This is a genomic window from Cellulomonas hominis (assembly GCF_901521055.1).
Lineage (GTDB): Bacteria > Actinomycetota > Actinomycetes > Actinomycetales > Cellulomonadaceae > Cellulomonas > Cellulomonas endometrii.
In genome coordinates, this window is sequence record NZ_CABEGA010000023.1 from 1 (window position 1) to 23,970 (window position 23,970).

Consider the following 23,970-nt stretch of genomic DNA (forward strand, 5'->3'; position numbering starts at 1 on the left):
GGCCTGGCCTGCTGCGCGATCGAGATGATGGCGACGGGCGGCAGCCGGTTCGACATCTCCCGGTTCGGCATGGAGGTGTTCCGCGCCTCGCCGCGCCAGTCCGACCTGATGATCGTGGCGGGCCGGGGCAGCCCGAAGATGGCGCCCGTCGTCCGGCCGGGGTGCGGCCCGTCAGCCCTTGACGGAGCCCGCCAGGAGGCCGCGGACGAAGTACCGCTGGAGCGAGATGAACACGACCAGCGGCACCACCATCGAGATGAACGCCCCGGCGGTCAGCACGTGCCAGTCGCCGCCGCGGCTGCCCGCCATCTCGGCGACCGCGACCGTCAGCGGCCGGGACCCCGGGCCGGCGAACGTCAGGCCGACCAGCAGGTCGTTCCACACCCACAGGAACTGGAAGATGCCGAACGCCGCGATCGCCGGGACGAGCAGCGGCAGCAGCACCTGGAAGAAGATCTTGACGTGCCCCGCGCCGTCGACGCGGGCCGCCTCCACCAGGGAGGTCGGGATCTCCTTCATGAAGTTGTGCAGCAGGAAGATCGCCAGCGGCAGCCCGAAGATCGAGTGGGACAGCCAGACGGTCCAGAACGAGCCCGCGACGCCGGCGCTCACGTAGTCGCGCAGCAGCGGCACGAGCGCCACCTGCAGCGGGACGATCTGCAGCGCGAACACCGCCACGAACAGGATCTCCCGGCCGCGGAAGTCGATCCACGCGAACGCGTACGCCGCGAGCAGCGCGATGGTGATCGGGATGACCACCGCGGGGATCGTGATGACGAACGAGTTGACGAAGTACGTCGCCAGGTCCGCTCCCGACCCGAACAGCGCCTGGTCGTAGTTGTCGAGCGTGAACTCCGCGTCGCCGGTGAACACCGTCCACCAGCCGGAGCGGCGGATGTCGAGCTCGGGCCGGAACGACGTGACGAGGAGCCCGACCGACGGGATCGTCCAGAGGATCGCGATGACGATGGCGATCAGCGACGCCCAGGGCGACGAGAGCTTGCCCTTGGTGGCGATGGCCCGCTTCTCGACACGGCTGAGCCGGCGGCCGCGGCCGCCCTGCCCGCCGGCGTCCGCGGTCTCGTCGACGGCCTGCGGGATGGCCCCCGTGGGGGGCAGCGGAGTGGTAGTCACCGGATCTCCTCCGACTTGCGCAGCTGCCGCACGTTGTAGACGACGATCGGGATCACGAGGATGAACAGGATCACCGCGAGCGCCGAGCTGAGGCCCTGGTTGTTCTGCCGGAAGGCCTGCGTGTAGAACTCGTTCGCGATGACCTGCGTGTCGAACTGCCCGCCGGTCATGGTGCGCACGATGTCGAAGACCTTCAGCGTGCCGATGGCGATGGTCGTCAGGACGACCACGAGGGCCGGCCGGATGGACGGCACCGTGATGAAGCGGAACATCTTCATCCCGTGCAGGCCGTCGAGCCGAGCGGCCTCGATGATGTCGTCCGGGATCGCCTTGATCGCGGCGGACAGCACCGTCATCGCGAACCCGGTCTGGATCCAGACCATCACGACGATGAGGAACACCGTGTTCATCGGCGCGTTGATGAGGAACTGCTGCGGCTCCAGGCCGATCCAGACCAGCACCTGGTTCAGCAGACCGGTCTGCTTGACCCCGGGCTGGTCGGGCTTGAACTCGTACACGAACTTCCAGATGATCGACGCGCCCACCATCGAGATGGCCATCGGCACGAAGACCAGCGCCTTCGCCAGCTTCTCGAACCGGGTCCGGTCGACCAGCACCGCGTACACGAGCCCGATCAGCGTCGCCGCGATGGGCACGAGGATGACCCAGATCGCGGTGTTCGCGAGGACGTTCTGGAACTGCCCCTCGGTCAGCGCGCGCTGGTAGTTGTCGACCCCGATGAACTCGTTCCCGCGCTTGTCGAAGAACGAGTACCAGACGGTCAGCAGCGCGGGCCTCACGAGGCCCCACGCCAGCAGGAGCAGGGCGGGCCCGGCGAACGCCGCGGCCACCACCCAGCGGGGGATCTTCTTCGGTCGGTCGACCAGAAGGAGGATCGCCCCCATCACGACGACGAACAGCAGGATCGCCACGCCCATGAGCGCGAACTTCTCCGCCACCGTGTCGGCATTCGTCAGCCAGTCCATGTGCCCCTCCGAGCCACGCCGGACCGCCCGGCCGGACGGGGAGGTCCCCGTCCGGCCGGGCAGGCCGTCCGTCGGTCAGTACCTGGTCGAGACCCTTCCCGGGGTCAGGACGCAGCCGGCCAGGAGGCCTCGATCTGGTCCGTGACCTCCTGGGTGGAGGACCCGGTGAGCCAGTTGACGATGCCGGTCCAGAACGTGCCGGCACCCACCTCGCCCGGCATCAGGTCGGACGCGTCGAACCGGATGACCGACTCGGGGTCGGAGAGGATCTCGGCCGACAGCTTGTCGAAGTCGGTGGCGAGGTTCTCCGGGTCGAGGCCGTTGTTCGCGCTGACCCAGCCGCCCATCGGGGTCGTCTTGGCCTTGGTGTTGGCCCAGTCGGCGCTGGACAGGTAGGTCTGGAACGCCTGCACCTCGGGACGGTCGTCGAACGCCGCCACGAACTCGGCGCCACCCAGGACCGGCTTGATGTCCGTCTGGTTGGTCGGCAGGTAGAACGCGTAGACGTCGCCGTCCGGCGCGACCTCGGTGCCCTCCGGCCACTGCGTGGCGTAGAAGTTCGCCGCGCGGTGCATCCAGCAGGTGCCGTCGAGGATCGGGAAGCCCGCGTCCGTCCACGGCGTGGTCGCGATGGAGTCGACGCCGCCGAGGCCCGCGTTCACGAACTCGTCGTTCTTGAGGATCTCGCCGGCGGTGTCGAACGCCTCGACGATCTGCGGGTCGTTGAACGGGATCTCGTGCGAGACCCACTGGTCGTAGACCTCGGGGCCGGCCGTGCGGAGCACGACGTCCTCGATGAAGTCCGTGCCCGGCCAGCCGGTGGCGTCACCGGACTCGACACCCGCGCACCACGGCATCGCGCCGTCGTCCACGATCTGCTGGGACAGGTCGATCATGTCGTCCCAGGTCTCGGGCACCTCGTAGCCGGCGTCCTCGAACATGGCCGGGGAGTACCAGACGAACGACTTCGCGTTCGCGCCGAGCGGGGCCGCGTAGAACGTCCCGTCGACCGAGCCGTACTCCTTCCAGCCCTCGGTGAAGAACTCGTCCACGTTCGCGGACGTGGCCTCGGGCGCGGGGACGATGGCGTCCGGGAAGTCCTGGACGATCGTCTTCAGCAGGCCCGGCTGCGGGAGGTAGGCGATGTCCGGGGCGTTGCCGGCCTGGATGCGGACGAGCAGCTGCGCCTCGAACTCGCGCGAGCCCTCGTACTCCACCGTGACGCCGGTGCACTCCTCGAACGGCACGTACGAGTCGACCTGCGTCTGCTGCTCCGGCTCGACGATCGACGTGTAGATCGACACCGTCGTGCCCTCGAGGTCACCGAACTCCTCGTACGGCGCGCAGTCGATCTCGGTGCTCGCGCCCGCGTCGCCCCCGCTGTCGGTGCCCTCGTCACCGGTGTCGTCCCCACCGCCGGAACATGCGGTCAGGACGAGCGCCAGCCCGAGCCCGCCTGCGACCACGGCACCCGTGCCGCGTCGACGAATCCTGGTCATGCTGCCTCCACCTCGTCGTGGTGCTCTTCCTCCGAGGCGGGAACGCCTCGGTGCGTCGGTCCTATGCAAGCGTTTACATAGCCGCTGCACAACCGCTTTCGGCTAACGAGTTGTCACGATTTGGTCACGTGGTGCGGCCGTGGACCCCCGGTCGACCAGCACCGTCGGGAACACGACCTCCTGCGGCACGGGTGCGCCGGTGATCATCTCGAGCAGCATCGAGGCCGCCGTCACCCCCTGGTCGTGGGCGTTCTGGGCCATCGTCGTCAGGCCCAGGTGCTCCCCCATCTCGTGCCCGTCGACCCCGACGACGGACACGTCGAGCGGCGTGCGCAGCCCCCGGTCGCGCAGCGCCAGCAGGGCGCCCATGGCCATCTCGTCCGACGCCGCGAACACCGCCGTGACGTCCGGCCGCCGGTCCAGCAGCGCGTGCATCGACGCCCGCCCGCCCGCGACGTCGAAGTGGCCGTGCACCTCCAGGCCGGTGTCGTCGAGCCCGCGGGCCCGCACCTCGGCGCGCCATCCCACCGCCCGCTGCACGGCCGGCGACCACGGGAGGGTGTCGTCCGGCTCGCCGCTCAGGTGCGCGATCACCCGGTGCCCGAGGTCCGCCAGGTGCGCGACCGCCCGCCGCGCGGTCGCGACGTCGTCGAGCCCGACGGTCACCCGCCCCGGTGCGCCGGCGCCCACGAACACCAGCGGGTAGTCCAGGTTCTCGAGCGCCTCGACCTCCTCGGCCTCCAGGGGCAGGCCCACCACGAGCACCCCGTCGACGCGGCGGCGCAGCACGTCGGGGTCCACGCGCATCCGCCGGTGGTCGCGGGACACCTCGAACGTGTAGAGCAGCGCGTCGAAGTCCTCCACCCGCAGGGCCCGCTCGGCGCCCTCGATCACGTTCGCGAAGAACCAGTGCGCCACCCACGGCGTGATGAGCCCGATCGTGCGGGTGCGCCCGGAGGCCAGCGACGCCGCGGACGGCGACGGGACGTAGCCGAGCTCGTCGGCGGCGCGGCGCACCCGCTCGCGCGTGGCCTCGGTGACGTTCGGCAGACCGCGCAGAGCGCGCGACACGGTCGCGGTGGACACCCCGGCCACCCGGGCCACGTCGACGATGCCGTGCGCCATGGCGGGGATTGTGCTCCGCGGGACGGGGCGCGGTCCACCCCCTCCGGTGAGCGCTGTCCCTGTGGGAGCGCTACCGCAACCCGCAGGTCAGGCCGTCTCGCGCCCGATGCTGCGCAGCACGGCGACGGCGCCGTCGTCGGCGATCGTGCCGGTGACCTCGTCCGCCGCCGCGCGCACCGGGTCCGCCGCGTGGCCCATCGCGACGCCGCGCGCCGCCCACTGGAGCATCTCGATGTCGTTCGCCCCGTCGCCGACCGCCACCGTCGCGAACGGCTCGACGTCCAGCTCCCGCCGCAGCTCCTCCAGGGCGCTGGCCTTGGACACGCCGCCCGGCGTCAGGTCCAGCCACGCGGACCAGCCGACGGCGTAGCTGACCTGCCGCAGGCCGACGCGCTCGACCAGCGCCTGGAACTCCTCGGGCGTGCTGCCCGGGTCACGCACGACGACGCGGGTCGCGGGCTCCGCGACCAGCCGGTCGAACGGCACGACCTCCTGGTCACCGGTGAGCTCGCCGTCCGGGAACGGCCGCGACACCCGGAACCCCCGCCCGAGGTCCTCGACCGCGAACAGCGCGTCGGGGAGCTCGAGCTGCAGCACCCGCAGGGCCGGCTCGGGGTCGAAGGTCGTCATGCTCGTGACCTCGTAGCCCTCGGTGAACGACGGGTGCACCCGCGCCGTCACGGCTCCGTTGGAGCAGACCGCCCAGCCGTCCTCGAGGCCCAGCTCCACCATGACGGGCACGGTGCTGCGGACCGCCCGGCCGGTGGCCAGCACGACGTGGGCGCCGGCATCCCGCAGCGACGCCACGCACGCGCGCACGTCGTCGGAGATCACGCCGTCGTACGTCATGAGCGTGCCGTCGACGTCGAGGGCGACGAGCGTGCCGGCCACGGTCCGCGGGTGGCTCATCGCGACGCGCCCCCCGCCGGCCGCTGCGGCTCCAGCACCTCGAGGCCGCCGAGGTACGGGCGCAGGCCCTCCGGGACCCGGACGGAGCCGTCGGCCTGCTGGTGGTTCTCCAGGATCGCGACGATCCACCGGGTCGTCGCCAGGGTGCCGTTCAGCGTCGCGACCGGCCGGACCTCGCCCTCGGGGGTGCGCTCCCGCACGCCGAGGCGGCGGGCCTGGAACGTCGTGCAGTTCGACGTCGACGTCAGCTCCAGGTACCGCTCCTGGCTCGGGAGCCACGCCTCGCAGTCGAACTTGCGCGCCGCGCTGGACCCGAGGTCGCCCGCCGCGGTGTCGATCACCCGGTACGGCAGCTCGGCCAGGGCGAGCATCTCCTCCTCCCAGGCCAGGATGCGGCGGTGCTCGTCCGCGGCGTCCTCGACCGTCGTGTAGGAGAACGCCTCGACCTTGTGGAACTGGTGCACGCGGATGATGCCGCGGGTGTCCTTGCCGTACGACCCGGCCTCGCGCCGGTAGCAGGCCGACCAGCCGGCGTACCGCTTGGGGCCGGCCGACAGGTCGAGGATCTCCCCCGAGTGGTAGCCGGCGAGCGCGACCTCGCTGGTGCCGACCAGGTACAGGTCGTCGGCCTCCAGCCGGTAGACCTCGTCGGCGTGCGCGCCGAGGAACCCGGTGCCCGCCATCACCTCCGGCTTGACCAGCGTCGGCGTGATGACCGGCGTGAAGCCCGCGCGGAGCGCGAGGTCGACCGCCGCGTTCAGCAGCGCCAGCTCCAGGCGGGCGCCGACGCCCGTCAGGTAGTAGAAGCGCGCACCGGAGACCTTCGCGCCGCGCTCGGTGTCGATCGCCTGCAGGCCCTCGCCGAGCTCCAGGTGGTCCCGGACGCGGAAGTCCGGGCCGAGCTCGGCGGCGAAGTCGCGGGGGGTGCCCTCGTGGCGGAGCACGACGTAGTCGTCCTCGCCGCCGGCCGGCACGCCCTCCTCGACGACGTTGCCGATCCGCCGCGCGAGCTCGGTGGCCAGCGCCTCCGCGGCGTCCGCGTCGGCCTGCAGGGCCTTCACCTGCTCCGCGAGCCGCTTGCCCTGCGCGAGCAGGTCCTGCTTCTCGTCGCCCTGCGCGGAGGCGACCTTCTTGCCCAGGGACTTCTGCTCCGCACGCAGCGTCTCGAAGTCCGTCAGGGCCGCACGCCGCCGGGCGTCCGCGTCGAGCACCTGGTCCACCAGGCCCGGGTCGTCGCCGCGCGCCACCTGGCTCGCTCGGACGACGTCGGGGTCCTGCCGCAGCAGCTTCAGATCGATCACACGGCGAGCCTACCGACCGCGCCGCGCGGCACGACCCGCCGGCCACCTGTGCCGGTGCCGGTGTTCACCCGTAGATTCCTCGCATGACCTGGGAGGGATGGCTCGCCGTCGTCGCGGCCGTGCTGTCGGTCATCGCTCTCGTGGTCGCCGTCCAGGCGTGGCGCGGCCTGGCCGCGCAGCGGCGCGGGCTCCCCGCACGACGCGGGACGGACCCCGTGCCCGCCGCGTCGGCCGGCGAGGGCGCCGGCACCGCGGGACCGTCGCCGCGCGGCCCGCTCGTCGCCTTCGTGGCCAACCCCTCCAAGCCGGACGTGCCGGACCTGCGCGCCACCGTCCGCCGCGCGTGCGCGGAGCAGTACCTGCCCGAGCCGCTGTGGCTGGAGACGACGCTCGAGGACCCGGGCATCGGGCAGGCCCGTGAGGCGGTCGCCCGCGGCGCCGACGTCGTCGTGGCGCTCGGCGGCGACGGCACCGTGCGCGCCGTCGCCGAGGCGCTCGTCGGCACCGGCGTGCCGATGGGGCTCATCCCCGTCGGCACCGGCAACCTGCTCGCGCGGAACCTCGACATCCCGCTCGGCGACCCGCTGGCCGCGCTGCAGATCGCGCTCGACGGCACCGACCGCACCATCGACGTCGGCTGGATCAAGGTGCTCGCCTTCGAGTCCGACGTGCAGGACGACATCGCCGAGGCCGCCGACGACCTGCCCGCCGACACCGACGTGCCCCGCGACCACATCTTCCTGGTGATCGCGGGCATCGGCTTCGACGCGGCGATGGTCGCGGACGCCGACGACGACCTCAAGGCGCGGGTCGGCTGGGTCGCGTACTTCGTCGCCGGCATCAAGCACCTGCACGGCCGGCGCCTGCGCACCGTCGTCCGCCTGGACGACGCCCCCGAGGCGCCGGCGCGCGTCCGGAGCCTGCTCATCGGCAACTGCGGGCGCCTGCCCGGGGGCATCACGCTGCTGCCCGACGCCCTGCTCGACGACGGCTGGCTCGACGTCGCCGCGATCGACACCCGCGGCGGCGTGGCGGGATGGGCGCAGCTGCTCGGCGAGGTCGTGCTGCAGGGCGTCGGCGTCCGCAGCCAGATGCCCGCGAAGATCGGCCGCATCGACCACGCCCGGGCCCGGGAGGTCCACGTCACGGTGGGCGGCGGCGAGTTCGTGCAGGTCGACGGGGACGTGCTGGGCAGGGCCACGGAGATCTCCGCGCGGGTGGACCCGGGCGCGCTGGTCGTCCGGGTCGCGCAGGCCTGAGCGGTCGCGCGCAGGCCTGAGCGGTCGCGCGGGCCTGAGGCTCAGACGCTGTCGCCGCTGCGCACCCCGCGCAGCCAGTCCCGCGCGGCGCGGAAGTCCGCGTCCGCGGTGCCGATGTGCACGTCCGCGGGCTGCCCGTCCGCGCGGGGGTAGGAGCCGAGGTACCGCACGTGGGGGCACACCCGGTGCAGGCCCATGAACGCCTCGCCCATCCGCTCCTCGGTGATGTGCCCCTCGGCGTCCATCGAGAACGAGTACCGGCCGAGCGAGTCGCCGATCGGGCGGGACTCGATGCGGGACAGGTTCACGCCGCGGGCGGCGAACTGCTCGAGCATCGTGAGCAGCGCGCCGGCCTCGTTGCTCGGCAGGTGCACGACGAGCGTGGTCTTGTCCGCGCCGGTCGGGGCGGGGATGTCCCCCGGGCGGCCGATGACGACGAACCGGGTCACGGCGTGCGGGTTGTCCGCCACGCCCTCGGCGAGCACCTGGAGCCCGTAGTGCGCGACGGCGGCCGGGGGGACGAGCGCGGCGTCGAAGCCCAGGGCGTCGGAGCCCAGCGCGTCGGAGCCCAGCGCGTCGGAGCCGCCCGGTGCCGCCTGGGCGAGCAGCGCCGCGGGGGCGGTGTTCGACGTGGCCGGGACGTGCGTCGCCCCGGGCAGGTGGGCGGCGAGCCAGCGGCGGCACTGCACCCAGGCGTGCGGGTGGGCGGCCACGGCCCGCACGTCCGCGAGCGCCACGCCCGGGCGCCCGACCAGCGTGAACCCGACGGGCACGAGCACCTCGCGCTGCAGAACCAGGGGGCTGCCGACCGCGAGCGCGTCGAGAGTCGCGGTGACCCCGCCCTCCATCGTGCTCTCGATGGCCACGACCGCGTGGTCGGCCTCCCCGGTGCGGACGGCCTCGATCGCGGACACCACGTCCGCCTGCGGCAGGTAGTCCGCGTCCTCCGGGCTCGCGACCTGCCGCAGCGCGACCTCCGTGAAGGTGCCCGCGGGGCCGAGGTAGGCGTAGCGGGGGCGGCCGGGCATCGGACCTCCAGGGTCGTCGGGCGGTGGGACGGGGCTGCGCCGGCGCCGGCGCGTCGGTGCACGTGACGGCCGCGTGAGCGCCCTGTGCGGCGCGCGTGCACGTGCGTCGCAGAGCCGCTCCGCGCGACCCGTCCGAGAGTAGTGCGCCCGTACGCTGGCCCGGTGCCCTCGTCCACGCCCGCCGACCGCCCGCCCGTGACCGCCCGCGCGGTCGCCCGCCCGGCGGCCGGGTCCCGCCTCGTGGTCGCGGCGCTCGCCGCGCTGCTGACGGTCGCACTGGGCTGGGTCGCCGGTGCGTCGGGTGCCGCCGCGGCGGACCGGACCGCCGCGGAGGACGCGGCCGGGCCGGTGGTGCTGGTCGGTGTGACCGGGCTGCGCTGGGACGACCTCGGGTCGCTCACCACCCCGGAGCTGTGGGAGCTGTCCCGCGAGGCCGCGGTGGGCACGACGGTGGTCCGCAGCCGCTGGTCGTACACGTGCCCGAGCGCCGGCTGGCTGGCGGTGTCCGCGGGCGGCCGGTCGGACGACGTGCGGGTGCCGGACGGGACGTGCCGCACGCTCCGCGACCCGCTCGCGAACGGCACCGTCCCGGGGTGGCAGGACTACCTCGACGCGACGGCCGCCTCCCCGTACGACTCCCGGCTCGGGCTGCTCGGGGACACCGTCGCCGAGGCCGGCCTGCCGGTGACGGGGATCGGCCCCGGCGCGGCCATCGCGCTCGCCGACGCGGACGGCACCCCGGTCGGCACGCACGTCCGGGCGCCGGCGGACGGCCGGGCCCTGGAGTCCGCCGTCGCGACCGCCGTCGGGCAGTCGGCCCTCGTGGTCGTCGACGCCGGCACGGTCCGCGACCCGGGCTACCAGACGCGCGGCCGGTCGGACGCGGACGGCACCGCCCCGGACTCCGGCGAGCAGGAGGTGCCCGACCTGTCCGGCACCGACGTCGTCATCGAGCCGACGCGCGCGGAGCAGGTCCAGGCGATCGACGCCCGGGTCGGCGCGGTGCTGGACGCGGTGCGCGAGGAGTCCCCCGACGCGACGGTGCTGGTGTTCTCCGTCGCCGACTCGAGCCGGCGCGCGCAGCTGCAGCTCGCGGCGGCGCTCGGCCCGACGGTGGACGGCGACACCTACGCGGGCGGGATGATCGGCTCGCCGTCGACCCGGCAGGACGGCTACCTGCAGGCCACGGACATCACGCCGACGGTGCTCGACGCGCTCGGCATCCGCGACCTCGCGCCGCCGGGGGCCCTGGTCGGCTCGTCGGTCCGGTTCGCCCCGGACGACGCCATGGCGGGCGAGCGGGTGGCGTACCTGATCGACCAGAACCTGCACGCGCAGGCCGCCAAGCCGCTGGTCGGCGGGTTCTACGTGCTGTGGGTCGGGCTCAACCTCGTGCTGTACCTGGTCGTCATGGTCGGCCTCAACGGCCGGGTCCGGCTGTGGTGGCTGCGCGTGCTGGACCGCCTCCGGCCGGGGCGCCGCCGCGGCCCCGAGCACCCGCGCCGCGTGCTGCACGCCATCCGGGTGGCCGCCGTGGCCGTCGCCGCGGTGCCCGTGTCGACGTTCCTGGCGAACCTGCTGCCGTGGTGGCGCGCGGGCTCCCCGGCCTGGGCCCTGACCGGCGCGGTGGCGCTGTTCGTGACGCTGATCGGCGCCCTCACCCTGCTCGTCCCGTGGTGGCGCGACCGGCTGCTCGCCCCCCTCGGCGTCGTCGGCACCGTGACCGCCGTGGTGCTGGCGGTCGACGTGGCGACCGGTGCGCGGCTGGCGCTCGACTCGATGATGGGGCCCGGATCGCTGGTCGCCGGCCGGTTCTACGGGTTCGGCAACCCCGCGTTCGCCCTGTTCGCCACCGCGATGATCCTCGCCGCCGTGGCGTTCGCCGACCCGCTGCTCCGTGCCGGGCGCCGGGGCCTCGCGGTCGCGGTGGTCGCCGGCATGGGGCTGGTCGCCACGGTGGTCGACGGCATGCCGGGCATCGGCGCGGACTTCGGCGGCCCGCCCGCGCTCGTGCCGGGCTTCGCCATCCTCGCGCTGCTCACGGCGGGCGTCCGGCTGAGCTGGCGGCGGGTGCTCGCGGTGGTCGCGGCGGGCGCGGTCACCGTGATCGGCATCGCGCTGCTCGACTGGATGCGGCCGCCGGACCAGCGCTCGCACCTCGGCCGGTTCATCGACACGGTGCTGGACGGCGGCCTGTGGACCGTCCTGCTCCGCAAGGGCGAGGCGAACCTGCGGATCCTGTTCGGCAGCGAGCAGACGCTGCTGGCCATCGGCGGTCTGCTGCTCGTCGTGCTGCTCGTCGGCCGCCCCGCGCGGTCGGCGGTCAGCGCCCCCGACGGCGGTCCGTACGCGTGGCTGTCCGCCGGTGCGCCGGTGCGCCGGCTCGCGACGGACGCCCCGATGCTGCTCAAGGGCCTCATCGCGCTCGCGGTGACGCTGGGCATCGGGTTCGCCCTGAACGACTCCGGCGTGGTCGTGCCCGCGACGGGGATCGGCCTGGCGGTGCCGCTGCTCGCGGCGGCGTGCGCGACGTGGATGCTGCTGCTGCAGCCGGTGCCTCAGCCGAGCCCGGGCGGGCGGGCGCCGACCATCCCCGGCAGCGCCGCGCCCGGCACCTCCACCGGGCGGACGGCCTCGGCGAACGTGCAGGGCCGCCCGAACAGGTAGCCCTGCGCGAGGTCGCAGCCCAGGGAGCGCAGCGCGGTGTACCGGGGCTCGTCCTCCACGCCCTCGGCGATGACGTCGGCGCCCAGCGACCGGCCCAGCGCGACGACCGCCTCGACGACGCCCGCCGCGCGCGGCCCCGCCGGGCCGGAGCCCCCGAGCTCGCGCACGAACGACTGGTCGATCTTCAGCAGGGTCACCGGGTAGTCGTGCAGCCGCGACAGCGACGAGTAGCCGGTGCCGAAGTCGTCGATGGCGACCCCGACGCCGAGCTCCCGCAGGGCGCGGAGCATGGGGACGGCCCGGGCGTCGTCCGCCAGCGCGCTCTCGGTGACCTCGATGCCCAGCCAGCTCGGCGGCGCGTCGTGCGCGGCGAGGGTGTCCACCACCAGCGTCACCAGGTCGGGCCGGTCGTTGCTGCCCGCGAACTGCCGCGGGGACACGTTGACCCACACGCGCAGGTCGCTGCCGGTGCCGCGGTTGTGCCCCGCGACCTCGCGCAGCGCCTGGTCCAGCGCCCACGCGCCGAGGTCGCCGATCAGGCCGGTCTCCTCGGCCACGGGGATGAACTCGGCGGGCGACACCGGTCCGCGGGTCCGGCTGGTCCAGCGCATGAGCGCCTCGACGCCCTCGACCCGGCCGGTGACCAGGTCGACCTCCGCCTGGTAGACCAGCGACAGCTCGCCCTCGCGGGTGGCGCGCCGCAGGTCCGCGGCCATGGTCAGGCGCTGGCGGGCGCGGTCCGCCCCGTGCTCCTCGTACCAGTGGTGGCAGCCGCCGCCCGCCGCCTTCGCCCGGTACATCGCGACGTCCGCGCAGCGCAGCAGCTCGTCCCACGGCATCGCGCCCGGCTCGGCGTGCACCACGCCGACGCTGCACCCGACGGCGAACTCCTCGTCGTGCAGCGCGAACGGCCGGTCGAACGCCGCGACCAGCCGCAGGGCCGCCGCCTCGGCGACCGCGGGGGTCGCGTCGGGCAGCAGCACCACGAACTCGTCGCCGCCCAGCCGCGCGGCCGTCGCCCGCTCGGGCAGGTCCGCCGCCACGCGCATCGCCGCGCTCTGCAGCAGCTGGTCGCCGACCACGTGGCCGTAGGAGTCGTTGACCAGCTTGAACCGGTCGAGGTCGAGCAGCAGGAGCGCCGTGCCCACCCGCGAGGTCGTCAGCGCCGCCACCGCGCGCTCCCGGGCCACGTCGCGGTTCGCCAGCCCGGTGAGCGGGTCGTGCGTCGCGGCGTGCGTCAGCCGCTCCTTCGCCTCGCGGAACCGCGTCACGTCGCGCGCGACCACCAGCACGGAGTCGACCGAGCCGTCCTGTCCGGTCTCCGGGACCACCCGGACCTCGTACCAGTGCCCGCGCGACTCCACGGACATGCTGATGAGCGAGCGGGGGTCCCGCTCGGCGTCCACCCCGGGCTCGGTCGCGAACGCCAGGGTGTGGTGCGCGAGCGCCCGGGCGGCGTCCATCACGGGCGACCGGCCGGCGAGCTCCCCGACGGGCCGGCCCAGGTCGTCCTCCCCCAGTCCCGCCGCCTCGCGCATCGCCCGGTTCGCGAACCGGAGCCGGGCGTCGGCATCCACCCGCGCCAGCGCGTCCGGGGTGTTCCGGGTGATCGACTCGAGGTCGCGCGTCCGGGCGGCCAGCGCGCGGGTGCGTTCGGCGGCCAGCGCCACGGCCCGCCCCTCCGCGGCGGCGCGCGAGGCGACCATCCCGACGACGAGGGCCGTCAGCACCGCGCCCGCGGCCAGCGGGAACCAGGACAGCGCCGCCGGGACGTCCTGCTGGGTGGCGACCAGGGTCCAGGTCCGGCCCGCCACCGGGACGTCGAGCTCCTGCGTCATCCCGACCGGCCGCAGGACGTCGGCCACGGCGGCCGGCTCCCGCGACAGCACGCCCAGCGGGGTGCCGTCGTCCAGCACGAGCGTCGCGTCCCGCGGGCGCGTGGTGACGTGGTCGAGCATGGGGCCGACCCGCAGCGTGGTGAGCGTCCAGCCGAGCAGACGGCGCTGCCGCTCCGCGGGGCTCGTCGGGGCGACCGGCCCGTCGTAGACCGGCACCGCGACGGCCGCCTCGGAACCGACGGGGTCCCCGGCGCGCGCCGCCTTCCCCAGGTCGGAGGGGTCCATCGCGGCGGTCAGGTCGACCGGGTAGGGCGCGGACAGCGCGGGCTGGCCGGTGTCCCGGGCGCGGGTCAGCGCCGAGGCCACCGCGCGGATCGCGTCGACGTCCCCCCGGCCGGCCAGCAGGTCGTCGACCAGCGACGCCTCCCCGAACCGCACGACCCGCTCCACGCGGACGGCGCCGGTCGCCGCACCCGTCGCCGCACCGGTCGCCGCACCGGTCGCGCCGGCGGCCGTGGGCGCGACGGTGACCACCCCGGCGCGGTCCGCCGGGGACGACGGCGCGGGCAGCCACGCGACCGCGCCGGTCGAGCCGGCCTCCGTCGCGGGACCGCCGAGCACGCGCAGGTGGGACTCCCAGGCCGCCGCCCCGTCGGCCCACGACGTGGTCTCCGTGGGGGTGAGCATCGACGCGGACGTGCACGCCAGCCGGACCTGCACCTCCACGCGCGCCAGGAGGGCCTCCGCGGTGACGGCGAGCGCGCCGCGGGCGGACGCGTCGGCGCGCTCGCGCTGCTGGTGCGCGTCCAGGGCGGCCGCGGCGAAGGACAGCAGCAGGCCCGCGGGCACGACGACGCCCACGATGAGGCGCATCCGTGCCCGGGCACGACGACGTGCGTCGGCCGGCATCGCCCACCTCCCGTCGGTGCTGCTCGCTCGCACTCCCCCGTGCGCCCCCGTACCCGGTCTCATCGGCCACGAGACCCCCGGGCGCGACCCCCACGGGCAGATTCACCCGGGTGGCACGGGCACGTCCCGCCCCGCGAGCCGGTGCACCCGGGGCGCGTCGCTCTCACCTACACTCGCGAGCGTGATCTTCAAGTCGGTGGGCGAGGGCAGGCCCTATCCCGACCACGGCCTCGTCACGCCCAAGCAGTGGGCGGACGTCCCGCCGCGCCAGGTGCGCCTGGACGAGCTGGTCACCACCAAGCGCACGCTGAACCTGGACAACCTCCTGTCGGAGGACTCCACGTTCTACGGCGACCTGTTCGCGCACGTCGTGCAGTGGCGCGGCGTCCTCTACCTGGAGGACGGCCTGCACCGGGCGGTGCGCGCGGCCCTGCAGCAGCGACCCGTGCTGCACGCGCGCGTCCTGGTGATCGAGTCCGATGAGCGCTGACCGCACCCCCGACGCCGCCCGTCAGCGACGCCGCCGGCACACCCGCGAGCGCCAGGCCGTCGTGTTCGGCGTCCTGCTCACCGGCCTGGCGGTCGCCGGGCTGGGCGCCGCCGCGGTGTACACCGGCAACGTGTCGCTGCCGCTGCTCGCGCGCGACTTCTCCTCGCCCGAGCCGACCGGCCTGGCCGCGGAGGACTCGCCCTGCCCGCCGGAGGGCGCCACGCCCGTGCCGTACGGCCAGGTGTCCGCGACCGTGCTGAACGCGACCAACCGGGTGGGCCTCGCCGGGGACACCGCCGACGCGCTCGCGGCCCGCGGCTTCACCATCGCCGGCCAGGCCAACGCGGCGGACCGCGGGTACCAGCCGTACAGCGGCACCGCGCTGATCCAGTTCGGCACGCAGGGCGTCGCGGCGGCCTACACGCTCGCCGCGCAGTTCGACACCCCGCAGCTGGTGCTCGACACCCGGGCCGACGCGACGGTCGACGTGGTCGTCGGCTCCTCGTACAGCGCCCTGGTCGCGGCCGCCGACGTCGTGCTCGTGGTCGACCAGCCGTTCGCCGTGCCGGAGGGCTGCATCGCCCTCGACCAGGTCACCGCCGTCGCGCAGCCCGTGCCGCCGCCGCCCACCGAGGCACCGGCCGAGGGCTGAGGCCCCCGGCCGGCGTCCGGCTCAGCGCTCCAGCTCGGCCCCGCCCGGGACCGACGCCGGGGACGCCGGCTCCTGGCTGGTCCCGCGCCACCGCGCCACCGCGCGCATCAGGTGGTAGACCCCGATCGCGGCGGCCGTGCCGAGCGCGATGCCGGTGAACGTGAGGTCGCCCGCGGTCCACGTGTAGTTGGCGATGCCGACCACGAGCGCGACGGCGGCGGTCGTGAGGTTCACCGGGTCGGAGAAGTCGACGCGGTTCTGCACCCAGATCCGGGCGCCGAGCACGCCGATCATCCCGTACAGCACCGTCGTGGCCCCGCCGAGCACGCCCGCCGGGATCGTGTTGATGAGCTCGCCGAACTTCGGCGACAGGCTGAGCACCAGAGCGGTGGCCGCGGCCACCCAGTACGCCGCCGTCGAGTACACCTTGGTCGCCGCCATGACGCCGATGTTCTCCGCGTACGTGGTGGTGCCGGAGCCGCCGCCGAGGCCCGCGAACGTGGTGGCCAGGCCGTCGGCGAGCAGCGCGCGGCCGGTCAGCGGGTCCAGGTCGCGGCCCGTCATCGCGGCGACGGACTTCACGTGCCCGACGTTCTCGGCGATCAGCACGAACACCACGGGCAGGAACAGGCCGAGCAGCCGCGGCTCGAACGTCGGGGTGACGAGCTCGGGCAGCCCGAACCACGCCGCGTCGCCCACCGCCGAGAAGTCGACCTCCCCGCGCAGCGTCGCCACGACGTACCCGATCACGACGCCCACGAGGATCGACAGCCGCCCGAGGATGCCGCGGAACAGCACCGCCGCGAGCACGATGGCCCCCAGCGTCGCCAGCGCGGTCACCGGCGCGGCCCGGAACCCGCTGCACGCCCCGGTCTCGTCGCAGGTGCCCCAGGCCGTGGGCGCCAGGTTGAAGCCGATGAGCGCGACCACGGTGCCCGTGACCACCGGCGGCATCACCAGGTCGATCCACCGGGACCCGGCCAGGTGCACCACCAGGCCGATCGCGGCGAGCAGCAGGCCGGTGACGAGGATCCCGCCGACCGCCGCCGACTGCCCGCCCGACGCAGTCGCCGCGACGATCGGGCCGATGAACGCGAAGCTCGACCCCAGGTAGGACGGCAGCCGGTTCCCCGTGACCAGCAGGAACGTCACCGTCCCGATGGCCGAGAACAGCAGCGTCGTCGCCGGGGAGAAGCCGGTCAGCAGCGGCACCAGGAACGTCGCGCCGAACATCGCCACGACGTGCTGCATCCCGATCCCGATGGTCCGGGGCCAGGACAGCCGCTCGTCCGGGGCCACGACCGCCCCCGGCGCCACGCGCCTGCCGTCGCCGTGCACCCGCCACCCGATCACGCTCACGCGGTCCCTCTCCTCGCTCGCCCGGGGGGTCCGGGCACCGCTGGGCAGGCTACTGGGTCGCCCGCGTAGGGTGTGGCCGCCCGTCCACCCGCGCCCGACGCCCCGGAGGTGCCGCCATCGACCGCCTGCTGCGCTCCCGCACCGCGCTGTGGACGGCGTTCCTGCTCGTGCACGGGTGGATCGCGTACGTCGGCGTCGTGCTGATCCCCGCGAAGGCGTTCTGGGACCTCGACCTGTACCGCTGGTGGATGTGGCAGGGCCTGCACGAGGGCGTGTGGCCGGTGCTGGACGGCGACTGGGTGTACCCCGCCGGTGCGGTGCTGCCCATGCTCGCGCCCGCCCTGGTGGACGCGGTCGGCACCCGCACGTACGCCCTCGGGTGGTCGGTGCTGGTCACCGTGCTGGACGCGGTCGCCGTCGGGGTGCTGCTGCGGTACGCACCCCGGTCGCCGGCGCGTGGCGCGGAGGCGGTGCGCGGGGTCGTCGACCCGCCCCGGCACGACCCCGCCCTCGGCGCCTGGTGGTGGATCGCGTTCGTGCTGATGCTCGGCCCGGTGGCCGTCGGGCGGCTGGACGCGGTGGTCGCGCCCGTCGTCGTGGTGGCGCTCGCCGTCGCGCTCCGGCACCCGGCCGTCGCCTCCGCGCTGCTGACCGCCGGCGCGTGGGTGAAGGTCGCGCCCGGGGCGCTGCTGCTGCCGCTCGTGCTCGTGCTGCGCCGTCCGTGGCGGGACCTGGTGCTGCCCGCGGCCGCCGTGTGCGTCGTGGTGGCCGGAGCCGTCGCGGCGGGCGGCGGGCTGGCGCACCTGACGAGCTTCCTCACCGAGCAGGGCGAGCGGGGGCTGCAGGTGGAGTCCGTCGCGGCGACCCCGTGGGTGCTCGCGGGGCTCGGCAGCGCGTCGGTGCGGGTGGTGCTCAACCAGGAGATCACCACCTGGGAGATCGCCGGGCCCGGCACCGCGGCGGTGGCCGGTGCCCTCGGGCTGGTGCTGCCCCTGGCGCTGGCCGCCGTGACGGCCCTGCTCTGGTGGGTGCGCCGGCGGGCGGGCGACGGGCTGGACACCGCGGGGTTCCTCGCGCGGGGCGCGCTGCTGGTCGCCGTGACGCTGATCCTCGCCAACAAGGTCGGGTCGCCGCAGTTCATCGGGTGGCTGGCGGGACCGGTGGTCGTCGGCCTCGCCCGCCCCGGCGCACGCGGGCTGCGGTCCTGGCAGACGCCCGCCGTGCTCGTGCTCGTGATTGCGGTGCTCACGCAGGTGGTGTTCCCGATCGCCTACGACGGGATCACCCTGCAGCAGCCCGTGCCGACCGTCGTGCTCGCGGTGCGGAACGTGCTGCTGGTCGTGCTGGCCGGGGTGGTGGCCCGCGACCTGATCCGGACGGGTCGTCCGGCGTCGCGGGCCACCACCGAGGGCGCCGGGGTCAGCGCACCTGCGGCATGACCTCGGAGGCCACCAGCTCCAGGTGGTCCAGGTCCTGCAGGTCCAGCACCTGCAGGTAGACCCGGCTCACGCCGAGCTCGGCCAGCGAGCCCAGGCGGTCGACGATCGCGGTGGTGGTCCCGGCGATCCCGACCTCACGGAGCTCCACCGGGTCGCGGCCGATCGCGGCGGCGCGGCGGTCCACCTCGGCGTCGTCCCGGCCGGCCGCCAGCACCAGCGCCACCGACATCGTCAGCGACTCCGGGTCGCGGCCGATCGCCCGGCAGGCCTCCCGGACCGTCTCGAGCTTCTCGCCGACCTGGTCCAGGGGCGGGAACGACAGGTTGAACTCCGACGCGAACCGCGCGGCCAGCGCCGGCGTCCGCTTCGGGCCCAGGCCGCCGACGATCACCGGCACGCCCGCCCGCGACGGGTCGAGCGGCGAGGTCTGCACGGGCTTCGGCAGCGCCGGGCTGTCGGTCAGCGTGTAGTGCTCACCCGCGTAGGAGAACCGCTCCCCGACCGGGGTCCCCCACAGGCCGGTGACGATCTCGAGCTGCTCGGTCAGCGGGCCGAACCGCTTCTCCGGGAACGGGATGCCGTACGCGGCGTGCTCCTGCGCGAACCAGCCGGCGCCCAGGCCGAGCTCCACCCGGCCGCCGGACATCTGGTCCACCTGCGCGACCTGGATGGCCAGCACGCCCGGGTGCCGGAACGTCGCCGACGTGACCAGCGTGCCGAGGCGGACCCGGCTGGTCTCGCGCGCCAGGCCCGCGAGGGTCGTCCACGCGTCGGTCGGGCCGGGCAGGCCGTCCCCGCCCATCGTCAGGTAGTGGTCGGAGCGGAAGAAGGCGTCGAAGCCCAGGTCCTCGGTGGCGCGCGCGACGGCGAGGATGTCGTCGTAGGTGGCGCCCTGCTGCGGTTCGGTGAAGATCCTCAAGTCCATGCGGCCGAGCCTTTCACGTCGCCCGCCCGGCCCGCGCGTCCGGCGGTACCGTCGGGGACGTGCTGCGCAGCGTCCGGTGGTCGAGCCTCGCCGTCGTGGTCGGTGCCCTCGCGCTGACCGTGGTCTGCGCGGTGATCGCCCTGCGCGGGCGGCCGTGGGCGCTGGTGGTCGGCGTGGTGTGCGCCGCGACAGCCGTGCGGGAGGTCCGCGCGCTGCGCCGGCTGGACCGTGGGCGTGGGGCGGACCGCGGGCGTGGGCCGGACCGCGGGCGCGGTCGGGCCGTGAGACGGTGAGGGCATGGTGACGCAGCTCGGTCTCGCGCTCGACGCGCTGGCCGTCGCCGACTGGCGGCGCCGGACCGCCCAGACCTACGCCGACGTGCGCCGCATCGCCCAGGACGACCCCGCCGCCGCGCACGCCGAGTGGGTCGCCCGCCGCGACGAGCTGTTCGCCGACCACGCCGCGTCCCCGCTGCGACCGGCGGCCAAGGCGGTGTTCACCGGGCTCGACGTCGCCCCGTACGACCCGGCGTTCCGGTTCGAGGTGCGGGTGCGCGCGACCTCCGCGCAGCGCCTCGAGGTCGCGACCGGGACCGACGGCGTCGTGCCCTTCGACCGGGTCGGCCGCGTGGAGCTGGACGAGCTCGGCGTGCTGTCGGTGTGGGCGCTGCGCACCTACGGCGGCGGCATCTTCGTCCCGGTGAAGGACCGCACGGCCGGGCGCGAGACCTACGGCGGCGGGCGGTACCTGCTCGACACGGTGAAGGGCGCGGACCTCGGGCGGGCGCCCGACGGCGGCCTCGTCCTCGACCTGAACTTCGCCTACAACCCGTCCTGCGCGTACGACCCCGCCTGGGCGTGCCCCCTGGCCACCCGCGGCAACGTGCTCGCCGCCGAGGTGCCGGTGGGCGAGCGGCGCCCGGACCCGAAGCTCGTGGCGGACTTCGACCTGGAGTAGCGGCCCCGCCCGGACGTCGGCGCCGCGCCGCCCGGGGCGGCACCTACGCTGACCCGGTGCCCGTGACGATCGAGACCCGCACCGCCGCCGACATCACCGCCGCTGAGCTGTACCCGCTGCTGCGGCTCCGCGTCGACGTGTTCGTGGTCGAGCAGGACTGCCCCTACCCGGACCTGGACGGGCAGGACCTGCTGCCGGACACGCTCCAGGTCTGGGCGCACGACGACGGCGAGCTGCTCGGCTGCATCCGGGTGCTGCGTGCCGACGGGGACGCGCCGGCGATCGGGCGGGTGGCGACGGCCGAGGCCGCGCGCGGCCGGGGCGTGGCTGCCGCGCTGATCCGGCACGGCATCACGCTGTGCCGGCCGGACGCGACGATCCACCTGCACGCGCAGGCGCACCTGGAGCAGTGGTACGCACGGTTCGGCTTCGAGCGCGCCGGGGAGACCTACGACGAGGACGGCATCCCGCACGTGCCGATGACGCGCCGCCCGGTCGTCTGACTCCGGGCCGCGTGGCCTGCGGGGTCGCCGGGGTCAGCGCTGGCAGGTCGGGCACCAGTAGAGCTTGCGCCCGGCCATCTCCTCGACCGCGACGGGGTTGCCGCACGTCCGGCACGGCTCACCGGCCCGCCCGTACACCCAGTGACGCACCTCCGGGTCGCGCAGCGCCTCCGCCCGGCCGGCCTCGTCCAGGTCCTCGCGCGTGATCATCACCCCGGTACGGATGCCGTCCGCCAGGAGCGCCGACCAGTCGTCCCACAGGGCCCGGGCGGTCTCGGCCGGGACCTTCTTGCCGGGGACGTGCGGGTCGAGGCGGGCGCGGTACAGCAGCTCCGCGCGGTAGATGTTCCCGATCCCGGCGACGACCGCCTGGTCCATCAGCAGCTGGCCGACCGGGGTGCCGCGGGCCGTCAGCCGCTGCACCATGACGTCCGCCGCGGTGCCGGCACCCGGGGCCATGGCATCGGCCACCGAGCGCCCACCGGCTCCGGCGCCTGCGTCGAGCACCGCACCGGTCGCCGCCGCCACCGCGTGCGGGTCGGCCATGCGCGCGCGCACGTCGTCCTCCACCGAGGGGTCCGGGCCCAGCTTCGCCAGCGCCGCCGCCGTCGCGGCGGGGTCGAGCACCTCGCACGCCGTGGGCCCCCGCAGGTCCGCGACGGTGGCCTCCGTGGCGAGCCGCACCCGCACCTGGCCGACCGGGGCGGGCGGGAAGTCCTCGACCTCCGCGCCCTCGTCGCCCTCGCGCTCCCCCTCGCCCATCCGCACCGAGCGGCGGACCCGGGGTGCCCCGAGGCTCGCGACCGCCCCCGTGCCGTCGACCAGCGGGGAGACGACGCCGAAGAAGTCCCACGCCCCGTACAGCCCCAGGTGCACCCGCAGCACGTGGCCGCCCTCGAAGCCGAGGAACAGCTGCTTGCCGACGGCCGCCGACGTGAGGAGCTCCCGGCCGTCGAGCAGCGCGGCACCGGCGGCGAACCGGCCCTGCGGCGACGACACGGCGACGCGGTGCCCGACGAAGTCACGGGCGAACTGGCGGGCGATGCGGTGGACGGTGTGACCCTCGGGCATCTGCCCAGGCTAGGCCGCACGTGTGACACGCGCGCCGGGTCTCGGCGGTCGAGGTCGGTCCGTGGGAGCGCTGGGCGCGCGGGCGCCGGTACCCGGCCCACCCGGCCTGACCCGCGTCAGTCGTCCCAGAACGCGGTCCACACGCCGACGGCCAGCGCCACGGCCGCCAGCGCGACCGCCGCCCACATCGCCGCGGACCACGACCAGCCGGCCGCGACGTCGGCGAGCACGTCCCGGCCCGGGACGACGGCGCGCGCGACGGCCGAGACGACGCGCAGCAGGAGCTCGACCACCACGTCGACCGTCCGGCTCAGCACGCGGGCCGCCGGGCGGGGACGTCGGCGCAGGTCATGGGCACATCCTCGCATCCACAGGCGGCGTTCAGGAAGCACGCAGCGGGCCCGAGGCACCTGACCGAGAGGGCGCACGGGTCGGACGTCCCCCGGGGCCCTCGCCGCGCCTGAGACGATGAACCCGCTGCCGCACCACCGACCGGATCGACAGGGTTCCCGCCATGACCACCACGCCGCCCGCCACCGCACCCGCCCCCGCACCGAGCACCGCCCGGAGCCGCCGCGCGATCGCCGCCGTCGTCGTCGTCGCCCTCGTCGCCCTCGGGGTGGCGGCCGCCGTCCTCCTCGGCCAGCAGCGGGAGGACCCGGCGGCGCTGGCCCGGCTCGACTCCGCGAGCGCGGCGCTGGAGCAGACCCGGACCGACCTCGGGCAGATCACCGACATGTCCGACGAGTGGCTCGAGACCCGGGCGGACGACGCCGACCCCGAGCTGCTCGCCGCGCTCGCCGACGCGCACGACGCCGCCGTGTCCTTCGACGCGTCCACGCCCACGGAGGGCTCGGCCGAGGAGCGCGCGGCGGAGGCGGCGGAGCGCGCGGAGACCGGGTCCGGGCTCGTCACGGCGGTGAACGACGCCATCGGCGCCATCGCGACCGCCGACTACTACGCCGAGGTCGCCGAGGCGGTGACCCTGTACGAGCAGGCACGGGCGGAGCTGGACGCGTCGGCGGCCGCCGGGCAGCAGGCTCTGGCTACCGGCACGGGCAGCCCGGCGGCGCAGGATTCGCTGCGGGCGGCGCTCGACGCGGCGGCGGCGGTGCCCGCCGTCGACGTCACCACGGACGACATCGACATCGTGCTCCGCGGGACGACGCCGGTGCAGGACGCCAAGGCGGCCGTGGACGCGGCGACGGCCGCGCTCGCGGCGTCCTGAGCGCGGCGGGTCAGGCCGGCAGCTCCGACGGCGCGTAGACCAGGCGGACGACGCCGGTCGGGTACACGTCCGAGCGCAGCAGCCGCAGCGGGTAGACCGACTCGCCCTCGTCGAACAGCCGCTGACCGTGCCGCGCTGCCACCGGGTGCACGAGCAGCCGCAGCTCGTCGAGCAGGCCCGCGGCGAGCAGCTGCCGCACCACCGACAGCGACCCCGGGACCAGGACCTTGCCGACCCCCGGCTGGGCCTTGAGCGCCGTCACGGCGTCGACCAGGTCGCCCTCGAGCCGCTCGGCGTTCCGCCAGCCCAGCTCCTGCGACCCGCGGGTGACCACGACCTTGCGCGTGTCGCCGAGCTCCGCCGCGAACGCGGCGTCCTCGCCGCCCGCCGCCTCCCGCTCCGGCCACGCGCCCACGAAGCTGTCGAACGTGACGCGCCCGATCAGCAGCACGTCGGTGCCCTCGTAGTCCTCGCCGACCGCGGCGCCCATGTGCTCGTCGAAGTACGGGAAGTGCCAGGCGGGGTCGATCTCCGCGACGCCGTCGAGCGAGATGAACAGGGTCGAGACGATCGTCGCCATCGCGGGTCCTCCGGATCGGTGCGGTGCGGCAGCGCTGCCGCACCGCACCCATCTCACCGCACCCCCGCATCACGGGGCCAGACCCCGGGGCGTGACGGGACCGTCGGACCC

Annotated in this window: 22 protein-coding genes and 1 pseudogene; 10 read left to right on the forward strand and 13 right to left on the reverse strand. The window is 75.0% G+C overall.

What is annotated here, in order from left to right; all coding sequences use genetic code 11:
* A pseudogene (locus KJP73_RS06510) lies at nt 1–156 on the forward strand (NADH-quinone oxidoreductase subunit B); the annotation flags it as partial.
* 15 nt (nt 157–171) lie between these two features.
* On the opposite strand, the gene KJP73_RS06515 reads toward KJP73_RS06510, so the two are convergent.
* The 6 genes from KJP73_RS06515 to serS all read right to left on the reverse strand — a co-directional run bounded on the left by KJP73_RS06515 (nt 172) and on the right by serS (nt 6,954).
* Complete coding sequence (locus KJP73_RS06515; RefSeq protein WP_433995153.1) at nt 172–1,134, reverse strand: carbohydrate ABC transporter permease; 963 nt, start codon at nt 1,132–1,134, stop codon at nt 172–174.
* Nucleotides 1,131–2,120, reverse strand: coding sequence for a carbohydrate ABC transporter permease (locus KJP73_RS06520; RefSeq protein WP_213281986.1), 990 nt, complete (start codon nt 2,118–2,120; stop codon nt 1,131–1,133). The genes KJP73_RS06515 and KJP73_RS06520 overlap by 4 nt, the downstream gene beginning before the upstream one ends.
* 104 nt (nt 2,121–2,224) lie before the next feature.
* Entirely contained in the window at nt 2,225–3,619 is a 1,395-nt protein-coding gene (locus KJP73_RS06525; protein WP_213281987.1) for an ABC transporter substrate-binding protein, read from the reverse strand.
* Between the two features lie 102 nt (nt 3,620–3,721).
* Nucleotides 3,722–4,744: a LacI family DNA-binding transcriptional regulator gene (locus KJP73_RS06530; protein WP_213281988.1), complete on the reverse strand. Its 1,023-nt coding sequence runs from the start codon at nt 4,742–4,744 to the stop codon at nt 3,722–3,724.
* 87 nt (nt 4,745–4,831) lie between these two features.
* On the reverse strand, nt 4,832–5,653 hold the full coding sequence (locus KJP73_RS06535) for an HAD family hydrolase (RefSeq protein ID WP_213281989.1): 822 nt from the start codon (nt 5,651–5,653) through the stop codon (nt 4,832–4,834).
* Nucleotides 5,650–6,954: a serine--tRNA ligase gene (gene serS, locus KJP73_RS06540; RefSeq protein WP_213281990.1), complete on the reverse strand. Its 1,305-nt coding sequence runs from the start codon at nt 6,952–6,954 to the stop codon at nt 5,650–5,652. The genes KJP73_RS06535 and serS overlap by 4 nt, the downstream gene beginning before the upstream one ends.
* Nucleotides 6,955–7,037: 83 nt before the next feature.
* On the opposite strand from serS, the gene KJP73_RS06545 reads away from it, so the two are divergent.
* Nucleotides 7,038–8,213, forward strand: coding sequence for a diacylglycerol/lipid kinase family protein (locus KJP73_RS06545; protein ID WP_213281991.1), 1,176 nt, complete (start codon nt 7,038–7,040; stop codon nt 8,211–8,213).
* Between the two features lie 41 nt (nt 8,214–8,254).
* Here KJP73_RS06545 and pheA read toward each other — a convergent pair whose 3' ends face one another.
* The gene (gene pheA, locus KJP73_RS06550; protein ID WP_213281992.1) at nt 8,255–9,241 is read right to left on the reverse strand and encodes a prephenate dehydratase; all 987 of its coding nucleotides are present in this window, start codon (nt 9,239–9,241) and stop codon (nt 8,255–8,257) included.
* 162 nt (nt 9,242–9,403) lie between these two features.
* Here pheA and KJP73_RS06555 point away from each other — a divergent pair, with 162 nt between their 5' ends.
* Complete coding sequence (locus tag KJP73_RS06555) at nt 9,404–11,908, forward strand: hypothetical protein (protein WP_213281993.1); 2,505 nt, start codon at nt 9,404–9,406, stop codon at nt 11,906–11,908.
* On the opposite strand, the gene KJP73_RS06560 is transcribed toward KJP73_RS06555, so the two are convergent.
* On the reverse strand, nt 11,800–14,655 hold the full coding sequence (locus KJP73_RS06560; RefSeq protein ID WP_213281994.1) for a bifunctional diguanylate cyclase/phosphodiesterase: 2,856 nt from the start codon (nt 14,653–14,655) through the stop codon (nt 11,800–11,802). The genes KJP73_RS06555 and KJP73_RS06560 overlap by 109 nt on opposite strands.
* 181 nt (nt 14,656–14,836) lie before the next feature.
* Between KJP73_RS06560 and KJP73_RS06565 the strand changes: the two genes are divergently transcribed.
* Both KJP73_RS06565 and KJP73_RS06570 read left to right on the forward strand, forming a co-directional pair.
* Nucleotides 14,837–15,145, forward strand: coding sequence for a type II toxin-antitoxin system VapB family antitoxin (locus KJP73_RS06565; protein ID WP_147794834.1), 309 nt, complete (start codon nt 14,837–14,839; stop codon nt 15,143–15,145).
* Nucleotides 15,135–15,797, forward strand: a complete 663-nt coding sequence (locus KJP73_RS06570; RefSeq protein ID WP_213281995.1) for a LytR C-terminal domain-containing protein — start codon at nt 15,135–15,137, stop codon at nt 15,795–15,797. The genes KJP73_RS06565 and KJP73_RS06570 overlap by 11 nt, the downstream gene beginning before the upstream one ends.
* Nucleotides 15,798–15,818: 21 nt before the next feature.
* Here KJP73_RS06570 and KJP73_RS06575 read toward each other — a convergent pair whose 3' ends face one another.
* On the reverse strand, nt 15,819–17,156 hold the full coding sequence (locus KJP73_RS06575; protein WP_213281996.1) for a uracil-xanthine permease family protein: 1,338 nt from the start codon (nt 17,154–17,156) through the stop codon (nt 15,819–15,821).
* 167 nt (nt 17,157–17,323) lie between these two features.
* Between KJP73_RS06575 and KJP73_RS06580 the strand changes: the two genes are divergently transcribed.
* Nucleotides 17,324–18,595 (forward strand): glycosyltransferase 87 family protein, encoded by a 1,272-nt coding sequence (locus KJP73_RS06580; protein WP_213281997.1) that lies wholly within the window; start codon nt 17,324–17,326, stop codon nt 18,593–18,595.
* Here KJP73_RS06580 and KJP73_RS06585 read toward each other — a convergent pair.
* Complete coding sequence (locus KJP73_RS06585; protein WP_213281998.1) at nt 18,576–19,520, reverse strand: LLM class F420-dependent oxidoreductase; 945 nt, start codon at nt 19,518–19,520, stop codon at nt 18,576–18,578. The two genes, KJP73_RS06580 and KJP73_RS06585, sit on opposite strands and share 20 nt — an antisense overlap.
* Before the next feature lie 59 nt (nt 19,521–19,579).
* Here KJP73_RS06585 and KJP73_RS06590 point away from each other — a divergent pair, with 59 nt between their 5' ends.
* The 3 genes from KJP73_RS06590 to KJP73_RS06600 are packed head-to-tail and all read left to right on the forward strand — an operon-like array spanning nt 19,580 to nt 20,980.
* Nucleotides 19,580–19,813: a hypothetical protein gene (locus tag KJP73_RS06590; protein ID WP_213281999.1), complete on the forward strand. Its 234-nt coding sequence runs from the start codon at nt 19,580–19,582 to the stop codon at nt 19,811–19,813.
* 4 nt (nt 19,814–19,817) lie between these two features.
* Nucleotides 19,818–20,477 carry a DUF1684 domain-containing protein gene (locus KJP73_RS06595; protein ID WP_213282000.1) on the forward strand — a complete coding sequence of 220 codons (660 nt, stop codon included), beginning with the start codon at nt 19,818–19,820 and terminating at the stop codon, nt 20,475–20,477.
* A gap of 56 nt (nt 20,478–20,533) precedes the next feature.
* Nucleotides 20,534–20,980 (forward strand): GNAT family N-acetyltransferase, encoded by a 447-nt coding sequence (locus KJP73_RS06600; RefSeq protein WP_213282001.1) that lies wholly within the window; start codon nt 20,534–20,536, stop codon nt 20,978–20,980.
* 33 nt (nt 20,981–21,013) lie between these two features.
* Here KJP73_RS06600 and KJP73_RS06605 read toward each other — a convergent pair whose 3' ends face one another.
* Entirely contained in the window at nt 21,014–22,051 is a 1,038-nt protein-coding gene (locus KJP73_RS06605; protein ID WP_213282002.1) for an Fpg/Nei family DNA glycosylase, read from the reverse strand.
* 116 nt (nt 22,052–22,167) lie between these two features.
* A complete protein-coding gene (locus KJP73_RS06610) occupies nt 22,168–22,368 on the reverse strand; it encodes a hypothetical protein (protein WP_213282003.1) in 201 nt (66 codons plus the stop codon).
* A gap of 197 nt (nt 22,369–22,565) precedes the next feature.
* Between KJP73_RS06610 and KJP73_RS06615 the strand changes: the two genes are divergently transcribed.
* Nucleotides 22,566–23,279 carry a hypothetical protein gene (locus tag KJP73_RS06615; RefSeq protein ID WP_213282004.1) on the forward strand — a complete coding sequence of 238 codons (714 nt, stop codon included), beginning with the start codon at nt 22,566–22,568 and terminating at the stop codon, nt 23,277–23,279.
* A gap of 10 nt (nt 23,280–23,289) precedes the next feature.
* On the opposite strand, the gene KJP73_RS06620 is transcribed toward KJP73_RS06615, so the two are convergent.
* Nucleotides 23,290–23,859 carry a dihydrofolate reductase family protein gene (locus tag KJP73_RS06620; RefSeq protein ID WP_213282005.1) on the reverse strand — a complete coding sequence of 190 codons (570 nt, stop codon included), beginning with the start codon at nt 23,857–23,859 and terminating at the stop codon, nt 23,290–23,292.
* Nucleotides 23,860–23,970: the final 111 nt, after the last annotated feature.